General features: G+C 64.2%; 13 protein-coding genes, 1 tRNA gene and 1 pseudogene. 7 read left to right on the top strand and 8 right to left on the bottom strand.

Annotation, left to right across the window (positions count from 1 at the left end; translation table 11 throughout):
• Positions 1-100: 100 nt before the first annotated feature.
• The 7 genes and pseudogenes from ATN37_RS32035 to ATN37_RS32005 form a co-directional block, all read right to left on the bottom strand.
• Positions 101-658, bottom strand: coding sequence for a recombinase family protein (locus ATN37_RS32035; protein WP_218696103.1), 558 nt, complete (start codon positions 656-658; stop codon positions 101-103).
• Positions 655-1,455, bottom strand: a complete 801-nt coding sequence (locus tag ATN37_RS32030) for a Fic family protein (protein ID WP_058036950.1) — start codon at positions 1,453-1,455, stop codon at positions 655-657. Before ATN37_RS32030 ends, ATN37_RS32035 begins: the two co-directional genes overlap by 4 nt.
• 86 nt (positions 1,456-1,541) lie before the next feature.
• The gene (locus ATN37_RS32025; RefSeq protein WP_165638552.1) at positions 1,542-1,709 is read right to left on the bottom strand and encodes a hypothetical protein; all 168 of its coding nucleotides are present in this window, start codon (positions 1,707-1,709) and stop codon (positions 1,542-1,544) included.
• Between the two features lie 2 nt (positions 1,710-1,711).
• Positions 1,712-1,924, bottom strand: coding sequence for a hypothetical protein (locus ATN37_RS32020; protein ID WP_054781723.1), 213 nt, complete (start codon positions 1,922-1,924; stop codon positions 1,712-1,714).
• Positions 1,921-2,097, bottom strand: a complete 177-nt coding sequence (locus ATN37_RS32015; RefSeq protein WP_165638551.1) for a hypothetical protein — start codon at positions 2,095-2,097, stop codon at positions 1,921-1,923. Before ATN37_RS32015 ends, ATN37_RS32020 begins: the two co-directional genes overlap by 4 nt.
• Positions 2,098-2,111: 14 nt before the next feature.
• Positions 2,112-2,546, bottom strand: a complete 435-nt coding sequence (locus ATN37_RS32010) for a DnaB-like helicase N-terminal domain-containing protein (RefSeq protein WP_232330067.1) — start codon at positions 2,544-2,546, stop codon at positions 2,112-2,114.
• Between the two features lie 44 nt (positions 2,547-2,590).
• Positions 2,591-2,998: pseudogene (locus tag ATN37_RS32005) on the bottom strand (DUF2637 domain-containing protein); the annotation flags it as partial.
• Between the two features lie 383 nt (positions 2,999-3,381).
• Between ATN37_RS32005 and ATN37_RS32000 the strand changes: the two are divergent.
• Entirely contained in the window at positions 3,382-3,723 is a 342-nt protein-coding gene (locus tag ATN37_RS32000) for a hypothetical protein (protein ID WP_064688157.1), read from the top strand.
• Positions 3,724-3,775: 52 nt separating this feature from the next.
• Here ATN37_RS32000 and ATN37_RS31995 read toward each other — a convergent pair.
• Positions 3,776-3,861: transfer RNA gene (locus ATN37_RS31995), tRNA-Leu, on the bottom strand.
• Between the two features lie 254 nt (positions 3,862-4,115).
• On the opposite strand from ATN37_RS31995, the gene ATN37_RS31990 reads away from it, so the two are divergent.
• The 6 genes from ATN37_RS31990 to ATN37_RS31965 all read left to right on the top strand — a co-directional run.
• Positions 4,116-5,534: a DUF3662 and FHA domain-containing protein gene (locus ATN37_RS31990; RefSeq protein WP_217018180.1), complete on the top strand. Its 1,419-nt coding sequence runs from the start codon at positions 4,116-4,118 to the stop codon at positions 5,532-5,534.
• Between the two features lie 186 nt (positions 5,535-5,720).
• Entirely contained in the window at positions 5,721-6,185 is a 465-nt protein-coding gene (locus ATN37_RS31985) for an FHA domain-containing protein (protein WP_003943418.1), read from the top strand.
• Positions 6,182-7,606 (top strand): PP2C family serine/threonine-protein phosphatase, encoded by a 1,425-nt coding sequence (locus ATN37_RS31980; protein ID WP_054188724.1) that lies wholly within the window; start codon positions 6,182-6,184, stop codon positions 7,604-7,606. The genes ATN37_RS31985 and ATN37_RS31980 overlap by 4 nt, the downstream gene beginning before the upstream one ends.
• Entirely contained in the window at positions 7,606-9,057 is a 1,452-nt protein-coding gene (locus tag ATN37_RS31975) for an FtsW/RodA/SpoVE family cell cycle protein (RefSeq protein WP_007735775.1), read from the top strand. Before ATN37_RS31980 ends, ATN37_RS31975 begins: the two co-directional genes overlap by 1 nt.
• Entirely contained in the window at positions 9,054-10,520 is a 1,467-nt protein-coding gene (locus ATN37_RS31970; protein WP_007735774.1) for a penicillin-binding protein 2, read from the top strand. Before ATN37_RS31975 ends, ATN37_RS31970 begins: the two co-directional genes overlap by 4 nt.
• 3 nt (positions 10,521-10,523) lie before the next feature.
• Positions 10,524-11,795 (top strand): protein kinase (locus ATN37_RS31965; RefSeq protein WP_308125249.1); only part of this gene is annotated, 1,272 nt, incomplete at its 3' end.

Raw genomic sequence — 11,795 nt, 5'->3', positions numbered from 1 at the left:
CAGCTCTTTGAGCCGCGCATCGCTGATACCCGGCTGAGCCGAGTTCGTCTCTGTCTCACGATCAATCACATCAGTCATAGTGGCGTATCTCCTTTCAGAGTTACACCGTTGTTCTTACAGTCCCGACAGAGGACCGACCGACGCCCAGTGTCGAAGCGATGGAGTCAAGACTCCTCCCTTGCTCGCGCAGTGCACGGGCGAGTTCAGTGCGTTCCGGGGTCATGACAGTCGGCCGGCCGCCGCGTCGACCTTGACGTCGGGCGGCTTCGAGGCCGGCGTGGGTACGTTCGACGATCATGCGGCGTTCCATTTGGGCAAGGGCTGCCATGATGTGGAAGAGAAATTCGCCGCCTGCGGTGGTGGTATCGAATCCTTCTGTGAGGGAACGGAATGCGATGCCGCGCTCACCGAGGTTGTGAACGGTGTCGATGACGTGGCGGACGGATCGTCCGAGCCTGTCGAGTTTCCAGACGACGAGGACATCACCGTCGTGGTCACGTAGGTAGTTCAGGCATTCGGTGAGCTGGGGGCGCTGCGTTTTGGAGCCGGATTCGTAGTCGGTGAAGATGCGGATCGCTCCGGCTTGGCGGAGTGCGTGTTCTTGCAGTTCGGGGTTTTGTTCGAGGGTGGAGACGCGGGCGTATCCGATGATGCTCACAGTCTCGGTCCTTCTGGTCTGCTGCTGTGTTGTGGGATGGTGCGGCTGTTCATGAGTTGGTGGTCGACCTCGGGGCTCCAGTGGGTGTGAAACTTGGTGGTGTCGAGGTCGGCTAGTTCCGGTTCCGGAGCGGCCGGCTTGGGGGCTGGCCGGATCTCGGTCGTCTGTGGGTCATGTTGTGGTGCTTCGGGTTTGATCTGGCTCGCCCAGGTATAGGTCTGTTCGGGCATGGTGTCGTGGTGCTCGATCATCGCCTGCCAGTGCTCGGGGAACGTCATGACGTTCTCGCGGGGTGCGGTGGCGATGGAGTCCATGGGCACTTCGGTGACAGGTTTGATCGCGGGTCGTAGGACGTCGGCGAGGATGGTTCCGCCGTCGATGTAGGCGAAGTTGCGGGCGGCTTGGACGGCGTCGGCGCTGAGTTCGCGCCATTCGATTGCCCATCCGACGTCGCGTGCGAGTTGGTCGAAGAAAACCCTTTGGGTGCGGGAGTTTCCGTCGACGAACGGGTGGACACTGGTGAGATCTCCCCAGTGTCCGGCGAGGTCCTGGACGAACGCTTCGTGGCTGTGGTGGTTGACGTAGACGCCGCTGTTGATGTCGGTGAACACTCGGTCGAGTTCGCCTGGGATGGCGGCGGGTGGGTCGTGGAGGATGCCGAGATCGCCTGGCGCGGTGTCGATGGTGCGGATTTCACCGGCCCATTCGTACAGGTCGCCGAGTAGGTGTCGGTGGATTGCTTGCAGGTGCGCGAAGTCGAAGTGTCCGTCGATCGGGTTCGCTGCCAATTCCGCCATTCGTGATCTCGTTGTTCATGGCGTTCCTTTCTGTCGTTTCCGGCGATTGTGCCTGGTAGCTCCGACACGGACCTACGGACGGGTTTTCAGAACAGAGTGTTTTGGGTTTGTGCGGCGGCGTTGTCGGTGCGTTTCTCGTAGGCGGTTGCGAGGGTTTGCGCGGTGGTGGGGCTGCATCCCATTTCGGTGCCGATGTCGTCCCAGCTGGCTCCGTGGTGGTGCAGTTGCCAGGCATCGTGTTCGTCGTCGCTCACGTTCAACCCTCCTCTTCGGCGGGTGTCTTGAGTTCTCGGCGGAGGCGTAGGGCTACGACGTAGTGGTAGACGGCAAGCCCGAGGAGGCTTGTTCCGGCGATGAGTGAAATGGTTGTTCCGCCGGTGAGGAAGATGATGCCTACGGCGAGGCTGATCAGCGCGACGACGGTGTGCGCTTTCCAGCCGGGTTTGCTGGTGTCTTTTTCGGTCGTCATGGTCGATTCCCTTTGTCGTTTGGGGCTTTTCGGAGGCTGGCGGCTTTGGTGAAGCTGTAGACGGAGGCGGCGAGGGCGATGATTCCGGCGGTGATCATGTGTTTGGTGCCGATGGTGAAGTCCAGGGCTGCGACGGCGAGCGCGAGGACTCCGAAGATGCTGTGTTTCAACACTCTCGGTTTGTTAGTCATGGGCGGCCTTCGCGGATGGCTGCGAGGCGTTGGGAGGCTGCGCGGCGTTCGCGGCCGATGCTGAGCAGGTGTTCGAACAGTTGGTCTTCGGGGAGTTCTTCGGCGGCTTGGGCGAGGGATCGTGCTGCTTCGCGGAATCCGCGCCGGTAGGCCTGGATGAGGACTGCGGCAATCTTGTGCTCGAGTTCAGCGGACGGGACGCCGATGGTGCTGATGTCGGTGAGTGCTTTGGTGAGTTGTTTCCCGAGGTGCCCGCTGGTGCGTCCTTCCTGCTGCAAGGTGGCGAAGACATGGGCACTGTTGTGCGGTTTGCCGGAAGTGACTAGCTCCTCGATGGCGGTGAACAGTGCCGCGTTCACGGGCCGGTAGAAGTCTGCGCTGGTCAGAGCTGCGACGGCACGTTTCGCGCTCTCAGCCGGCGCCCAGAGCAGCGAGCACAGGAGTTGAGCCTCGACGTCGAGGGCGGTGCTGTACTCGCGAGGGGACTGAACCCGAGGTCTCCCCCACCGACGATGAACTGCCGTGCGGCGATTGCTGCGTGATAGGCGTGGTACGCGTTTCCGAGGATGCTGATCACGACAACGCTGACTGCAAGCGCTATGTAGAAGCCTCTGTCGCGTTTGTTCATGTTGAGCTTGCTGATGATGACGATGGCGATGGCGATGGCGATGGTCGCGCCGAGGATTGCACTGTCGACGATCGCCGGGAAAATCCAGGTCAGGTGTTCGGGGATCAGCGCTTGCCTTGCAAGGTCGCGTTGTACGGCGAAGGAAAGTACGAATGCGCCGGTGGTGATGCCGAGTGCAATGACGATCGCGAGTGCGAGTGCGGCGAGCAATGCGCCTAGCTGGATACGGGCAGCCCGGAGGCTAAAGTCGTTCATGATCGGGTTTTTCCTTCCAAAGGTTCCCGGTCTGGAGCTTCGCCGGGTTGCCTCCTTGTGGGACCCCCATTTAGCTTTCCGTGTATGTCCGCATCTACGGATATACGTACATACGAAAAGGGTCAGCGTCGAGCGAGAACGTCACGTTTTACCCGTTACTGAGGGTTCGTCGGCCAACAGACGTTCAACCAAGACGACAAGAATCTCCTGGGCAGTCACCCGGGCAAGTCCCAAGTCTCTGACTGCTGGGAACGACGAAGCACTTCGTGCCGAACCACTCCGCCATGGGGTGAATGTCCGTTATCTTCCTCGGCAGTAGTTGCAATCTCCTGGCTGCTCGGCGTCCACGCACGGATGCTGTCACCACGAAAGGGAGCACATCTGTGAATGGACTCGAAACGCCTACTCGTTTGTCCCGAACCACCGCCGCCCTCGGCGTTGGCGCGCTCGCTGCCGCGATCACCTTCGGCAGTGCAGTGGGTACTGCATCAGCCGACACTCCGGTCGTCGACTTCGGCAGTATCTCTTTCGCGGTGACCAACGGTCCCGGCAACACCATCTACGACATCAACGCCATCATCAATCTCCCGCCCGGCACACTGCCGCCAGGGATGATGACCCCTCAGATCACTGCGCCCGCCGCGGCCCCTCAACCAGTCGGCGACCCGTTTGCGGGCACCGCATTGGACTTCGTTCTGAGCTTCATTCAGGCTGCGGCCAGTTAGCCGACAACAAAAAAACGAGGCCCCAACTCAAAGGAGTTAGGGCCTCGTCTTGTGGTGGGCGAAGGGGGACTTGAACCCCCACGTCCCGAAGGACACTGGCACCTGAAGCCAGCGCGTCTGCCATTCCGCCACTCGCCCGAGCAACGCCGAAACATTATCACGACAAACTTTGAAAGTTCTATTCGTGCAGCTCAGGGCACGAATCGATGAACACCGAGCACCCGAAAGCCCAGAACCGATACCATGCTGAAACAGCGGCCAGGTACTGCCGAAGCGTCATTTGACAGTACCGTGGAACCTGTACAGCAGTTTGGACGACACGCGACAAGGCGGTGCCGGCGCTACTTGCCGAGCATTTTGCTGTCGTAGATGCGAGGCGAGAGGAGGGCCCGATGGGCATCGTGCAGCGTTTCGAACGAAAGCTCCAAGGAGCTGTCGGCGACGCATTCGCGCGGGTCTTCGGTGGTGGTGTTGTGCCGCAGGAAGTAGAGGCGGCGCTCCAGCAGGAGGCACGTGACCGCGTCGAGCACCTCGGCGGCGGAATCCTTCTCGCCCCCAACAACTACGTGATCACCATCAACAACTCCGATCACGAAGAGCTGGCAGCAGATCGCGAACTGACGACAAAAGCTTTCAGCCGACACCTGCAGGATTTCATCCGCGATCAGGGTTGGCAGACGTACGGCGACATCTCGGTCACCTTCGAGCCTTCGCCTACGCTCCACACCGGTCAGTTCCGCACCCGCGGAACCGTCGACCCGGATGGTGACGCCGAGCAGGCATCCCCGCCGTCGCATGTTCCGCAGGTTTCGTCGCGGCCTCCACAACGGCCGCCTCAGCGACCCGCACCGATTGTTCCCCCTGTTTCCAATCCAGTCCCGTCACAACCAGGAGCCGGCCCCATGACGCAGAACTCAGGCTACGAACCAAGCCGCGAACCGGCGGGTCGCCAGCCCGAACCGCAGCAGCCGGCACGGAACGGGTACTCCCACGACGACGGCGGTTACGCCGCTCCGCAGGGCCAGGAAGCGCCGTACCAGAACGGTTACGACCGCGGCGACGGTTACCGCACGGGCGACGACCAGCAGGGCTACAACCAGCAGCAGGGTGGCTACGACCAGCAGGCGTACCCGAACCAGCAGCAGCCGTACGAGCAGGCCGGTTACGACCAGCAGGGCTATGACCAGCAGGGCGGCGGCTACGACCAGCAGGGTTACCAGCAGCAGCCGTACGACCAGCAGGGCTACGGCCAGCAGGCGTACCAGGGTGGGTACGACCAGCAGGGCTACCAGCAGGGCGGTTACGACCAGCAGGGTTACCAGCAGCCGTACAACGGCCAGTCCTACGATCAGCCGGGCTACGACCAGCAGGGCTACCAGCAGGGCGGCTACGACCAGCAGGCGTACACACAGCAGCCGTACGAGCAGGGTGGCTACGAGCAGGGCGGCAACTTCGAGCAGACGCAGGCCTACCCGCAGCAGGGTTACGCCCAGCCGCAGGGTGGTTACGCACCGACGGCCCAGAGCCTGACGGCAACCCTGCAGCTCGAGGACGGCAGCGGACGCCACTTCCAGCTTCGCGACGGCAGCAATGTCATCGGCCGCGGCCAGGAAGCTCAGTTCCGCCTCCCGGACACCGGCGTCTCACGTCGCCACATCGACATCCGTTGGGACGGCCGCACCGCGATGCTGTCCGATTTGGGATCCACGAACGGCACCACCGTCAACGGAGCACCGGTCCAGGACTGGCAGCTGGCAGACGGCGACATCATTCGTGCAGGTCACTCGGAGATTCTGGTTCGCATTCTCTGAGCTGAGAAACGGACGCCAGGATTTTTTCGATAACAATCGAACATTCGGCGGTCCGTCGGCGCGCCGCCGTCACGCGGCTGTCAGTATCGTGATCTTCGGGGCCCAGAGCCCCCTATGATGCTGCCAGTCGACAATGCTCGAACCCCGCTGCGGCGGGGCTCGAGCCATAGAAGGAGGTGGACAGCCGTGCAGGGCCTGATTCTGCAACTCACACGGGCGGGCTTCCTGCTCCTACTGTGGCTGTTCGTCTGGGCAGTCCTCCGCACTCTCCGCTCCGACATCTATGCCGGCTCCGGGGTCAGGGTTCCGCCGCGGTACACCCGCGCCGGAAAGGTCCTGCCCTCGCTGGGCAAGGCGAAGGTGCCTCGGTACCTGGTGGTCACGCAGGGCGCCCTCGCCGGTACCCGCATCACCCTGGGTTCTCAGCCGGTCATGATCGGCCGCGCCGATGATTCGACGCTCGTTCTCACCGACGATTACGCGTCGACGCGCCATGCGCGGCTCTCGCAGCGCGGCGCCGACTGGTACGTCGAGGATCTCGGTTCGACCAACGGCACCTATCTGGACCGCGCCAAGGTCACCACTGCGGTGCGCGTGCCGCTGGGCACCCCGGTTCGCGTCGGCAAGACGGTAATCGAGCTACGCCCGTGACCCTTGTTCTCCGCTACGCGGCGCGCAGCGACCGCGGTCTCGTGCGCTCCAACAACGAAGATTCCGTCTACGCCGGTGCACGCCTGCTGGCCTTGGCCGACGGTATGGGCGGACACGCGGCCGGTGAGGTCGCGTCGCAGTTGATGATTGCCGCCCTGGCGCATCTCGACGACGACGAGCCCGGCGAGGATCTGCTCGGCAAGCTCGAGGCAGCCACCCGCGAGGGCAACGATTCCATCGCCGATCACGTCGAGGAAGAACCCGAACTCGACGGCATGGGCACCACGCTCACCGCGATCCTCTTCTCCGGCAGCAAGCTCGGTCTCGTGCACATCGGCGACTCGCGCGCCTACCTGCTGCGCGACGACCACCTGACGCAGATCACCCGCGACGACACGTTCGTTCAGTCGTTGGTCGACGAGGGCAGGATCACCGCCGAACAGGCACACACGCACCCGCAGCGATCCCTGATCATGCGGGCGTTGACCGGCAACGAGATCGAGCCGACGCTCACCGTGCGCGAAGCCCGCGCCGGCGATCGTTACCTGCTCTGCTCCGACGGCCTCTCCGACGTGGTCAGCGACGAGACCATCGAGAACACGATGCGCGAGGGCTCGCAGGAGCAGTGCGCCGATCGCCTCATCGAATTGGCGCTGCGCAGCGGCGGTCCCGACAACGTCACCGTCGTCGTCGCCGATGTCATCGACCTCGACTACGGCCAGTCGCATCCCATCGTCGCGGGCGCCGCGTCGACGGAAGAGGAAGAGGACGCCCCTCCCCCCAACACCGCTGCCGGCCGCGCCGCTGCCATGCGTCCGCCGCGCGCGACGCCCAAGCGAGTTGTCTCCCAACCCGAACCGGAACCGAAGAAGAAGCGGAACCGGTTGTGGTGGGTGGTCCTGGCCGTGGTGCTGATCGCGCTGGTCGGTGTCGGCGCAGTGATCGGCCGCGCCGTCATCCGCAACAACTACTACGTCGGCGAAGACAACGGCCGCGTGACGGTGCTGCGCGGCATCCCTGGTTCGGTGCTCGGCTACTCGCTGCAAGACGCGGATCTGGTGGGTTGCGTCGGCGACGACGACGTCCTGACCCTCGTCTCCCCCGACGCGATTCCCAGCAACTGCAACATCCTCGAGGTCACCGATCTGCAGCCGTCTGCGCAGGAGCAGGTGCGCGCCGGGCTGCCGTCAGGCAAGCGTGAGGATGCGCAGAGCCAGATGATCCGTCTCATCGGCGGCGATCTGCTGCCTCGTTGTGAGCCGGTTCCGACGACGACGGCCACGCCCACTCCCCCGCCGGCACCGGAGACCACGCCGCCCCCCGCACCGCCCGGGGAGCCTGCTGCGCCGACGACGGCGGCACCCACGACTACGCCGACGCCGACCGAAGTTCCCGGTCAGACTTGCAGGACGGTCAACTGATGTCGTCCAACGCAGCTGCGGGGACGGCTTTTCCGAGTCCGCCCGGAGGTTTTGCCCCGGCGCCGGTCCAGTCGACCCGTCGAAACATGGAGCTGCTGCTCCTGGGCTTCGCCGTCATCATCACGACGGTCTCGCTTCTGCTCGTCGAGGCGAGCCAGGAACAGAAGATCACTCTCGATCTGGCCAAGTACGCGCTTGCGTACACGGGCTTGTTCCTGATCGCGCACTTGGCAATTCGGCGGTATGCGCCGTACGCCGATCCGCTGCTGCTCCCGATCGTCGCCCTGCTCAACGGCCTGGGGTTGGTGCTCATCCACCGGCTCGACCTCGCCGACGAACAGACAGCGCTCTACAACGGCGTCGAGGCACCGTCTCCGGATGCGAACCAGCAGGTCATGTGGACTGCATTGGCGATCACCGGTTTTGTGCTGCTGCTCGTGTTCTTGAAGGACTACCGCCTGATGGCGCGGTTCAGCTACACCCTCGGCCTGGCGGGCCTGGTGTTCCTGGCGATTCCCGCGATCCTGCCGGCGAAGTTCTCGAGCGTGAACGGCGCGAAGATCTGGATTCGCCTGCCCGGATTCAGCATTCAGCCAGGTGAGTTCGCGAAGATCCTGCTCATCATCTTCTTCGCGTCGGTGCTCGTCGCCAAGCGCGACCTGTTCACCTCGGCCGGTAAACACTTCCTGGGCATGGACTTTCCGCGGGCCCGAGACCTCGGTCCGATCCTGCTCGCCTGGATCGTCTCGGTGGGCGTTCTCGTCTTCGAAACCGACCTCGGTACGTCGTTGCTGCTCTTCAGCACCGTGCTGGTGATGCTCTACATCGCGACCGAGCGTGTGGGCTGGCTGGTGATCGGCGGCGGACTGCTCGCCATCGGATTCTTCTTCGCCTACAAGATGTTCGGACACGTGCGCGTGCGCGTCGACACCTGGCTGGACCCGCTCGGCGACTACGCCAACACCGGTTATCAGATCTCGCAATCGCTGTTCGGCCTGGCCACCGGTGGTATCGCCGGAACAGGTCTGGGCAGCGGCCGCCCCAACCAGGTGCCGTTCGCGAAGACGGACTTCATCATCGCGACCATCGGCGAAGAGCTCGGCCTGATCGGCCTGGCCGCTGTGCTGATGCTGTTCCTGCTTCTCATCGTGCGCGGCCTGCGTACGGCGTTGGCAGTGCGCGACAGCTTCGGCAAGCTGCTCGCCGCCGGTCTGTCGTTCACGATCGCGATCCAGATCTTCGTCGTCGTCGGCGGCGTCACCAAACTGATCCCGCTGACGGGTCTGACAACACCGTTCATGTCGTACGGCGGCTCGTCGCTGCTCGCGAATTATCTACTGCTGGCCATCCTCGTCCGGATCTCGGACGCGGCTCGTGCGCCGGTAGTGACGAAGAAGAAAGGTCCGCCCCCAATCGCTGACGCCAATACCGAGATGATGCCGCGCGTATGAACACTCCACTGCGCCGCGTCGCGATGGCCGTCATGGTGATGGTCGTCGCGCTCCTCGCCAACGCCACGTACGTACAGGTCATCAAAGCTGACGACCTGCGAGCCGACCCGCGCAACTCGCGGGTGCTGCTCGACGAGTACTCACGCCAGCGAGGTCAGATCTCGGCTTCCGGTCAGGTGCTTGCCGCCTCCCGCGCCACCGACGACCGGTACAAGTACCTGCGCGAGTATCCGAATCCGTACCCGTACGCACCGGTCACGGGCTTCTACTCGATGCAGTACGGCAGCGCCGGCCTCGAGCGCACCGAGGATCCGATTCTCAACGGCTCGGACAACCGGCTGTTCAGTCAGCGCTTCTTCGACCTGGTGTCCGGACGCGATCCGCGCGGCGGCAACGTCGTCACGACGCTCAATCCGGCGATGCAGCAGGTGGCGTACGACCAGCTGACCAGCAAGGGCTACACCGGTTCCGTCGTCGCCATCGAGCCGAGCACCGGACGCATCCTGACGATGGTCAGCACTCCGAGCTACGACCCGAACCTGCTTGCCAGCCACGACGGCGCCGAAACCACGAAGGCGTGGGACGAGCTCAATGCCGATCCCAACGATCCGTTGGTCAACCGCGCTATCTCGCAGACCTACCCGCCCGGCTCGACGTTCAAGGTGCTCACCACGGCCGCAGCTCTTGGCAACGGTGCGACACCGGACGACCAGCTGACCGCGGCTCCGCAGATCACGCTGCCCGGCACCAGCACGACCCTCGAGAACTACAACGGCAGCACGTGCGGACCCAACCCGACGGCGTCGTTGCGCGACGCGTTCGCGCGCTCGTGCAACACCGCCTTCGTCGAACTGGGCATCAAGGACGGCGCCGACGCCATCAAGGACGAGGCCAGCGCCTTCGGCATCGGACCCAACACTCCCGCGATCCCGCTGCCGGTTGCGGACAGCACCGTCGGCGACATCTCCGACGACGCGGCTCTCGGCCAGACCAGTATCGGCCAGCGCGACGTCGCGGTGACCCCGCTCGAGAATGCAGTGATCGCCGCTACCGTCGCCAACGGTGGTGTGCGGATGCAGCCCAACCTGATCTCCCAGTTGCAGGCACCGGATCTGACCGATCTCAGTACGCCGTCACCGGTGTCGATGGGTCAGGCGATCTCGCCGGCAGTTGCGGCAACGCTGACCGATCTGATGATCGGCTCGGAGAACTTCACCGGCGGCGACGGCAAGATCCCCGGCGTTCAGATCGCGTCCAAGACCGGTACCGCCGAGCACGGCGTGAATCCGCGGGAAACTCCGCCGCACGCCTGGTACATCGCTTTTGCACCGGCGCAGAATCCGACGGTCGCCGTGGCCGTCATCGTCGAGAACGGTGGTGACCGCGGACTTGCCGCTACCGGTGGCTCGGTTGCTGCGCCGATCGGTCGTGCAGTCATCGCAGCCGGAATCCAAGGGGGCTGAACCGTGGCGTTGAACAACGGCGCTTTGATCGCCGATCGTTACCGATTGATCCGTCTCATCGCCACCGGTGGGATGGGTCAGGTGTGGGAAGCCACCGACTCCCGGCTCAACCGTCGCGTCGCCGTCAAGGTACTCAAGTCCGAGTTCTCTTCCGATCCGGAGTTCTTGGAGCGCTTCCGCTTCGAGGCCCGCACCACCGCACAGCTCAACCATCCCGGTATCGCCGGAATCTACGACTACGGCGAGACCCGCGACAGCTCGGGTGATTCCACGGCGTACCTGGTGATGGAACTCGTCAACGGTGAACCGCTCAACGCTGTCCTGGCACGCGTCGGCCGCCTGGCGGTTCCGCATGCCCTCGACATGCTCGAGCAGACCGGCCGCGCCCTGCAGGTCGCACACGACGCCGGTGTCGTGCACCGCGACGTGAAGCCGGGCAATATCCTCATCACGCCTACTGGCCAGGTGAAGATCACGGACTTCGGCATCGCCAAGGCCGTCGAGAACTCTCCTGTCACGCGCACGGGAATGGTGATGGGCACCGCCCAGTACATCGCGCCCGAGCAGGCTCTCGGTCAGGACGCGACCGCGGCGAGTGACGTGTACTCGCTGGGAATCGTCGGATACGAAGCACTTTCGGGTCGACGCCCGTTCACCGGTGACGGCGCGCTGACCGTCGCGATGAAGCACGTGCAGGAAACCCCGGCTCCGATGCCGGCCGACCTGCCGCCGAACATCCGCGAGCTCATCGACATCACGTTGACCAAGGATCCGGCCGGCCGCTACGCCAGTGGCGGCGAGTTCGCCGACGCCGTTGCAGCCGTTCGGGCAGGAAGGCGTCCACCGCCGCCCGGTCTGCTCGCCACCGGTGCCGCGAGCGCGTTGCCGGCAACGGGTGCCACGCAGGTCATGCCGCCGACGTACGCGGGTCCGGTGACGGGCGCCGCTGCTGCGGACGACGCGGCAGCCGGCGGACTGACCAGTGGGCAGAAGGCCGTGGCGTGGGCCGGCGGCGGATTGATCTTGTTGGCGTTGATCATCGGCGGAGTCTGGATCGCAACCGACGGTCCGAGCGACCCGACGCCGCCCGTCGTCACGTCCACGACATTGCCGACCACGACGACGACCAAGCCCACCACGACGACGACTCGGCCGACAACGACGACCACCGAGCCGACAACAACGACGACTCGGCCGACGACAACCACGACCGAGCCGACAACCACCACGACAACGCCGACCACGACAACAACAACTCCGACGACCACAACCACC

The sequence above is a fragment of the Rhodococcus sp. MH15 genome, assembly GCF_019266045.1.
Classification (GTDB): domain Bacteria; phylum Actinomycetota; class Actinomycetes; order Mycobacteriales; family Mycobacteriaceae; genus Rhodococcus_F; species Rhodococcus_F qingshengii.
Note: the sequence above shows the minus strand (reverse complement) of the source record. Positions and strands in the feature narration are given on the sequence as shown.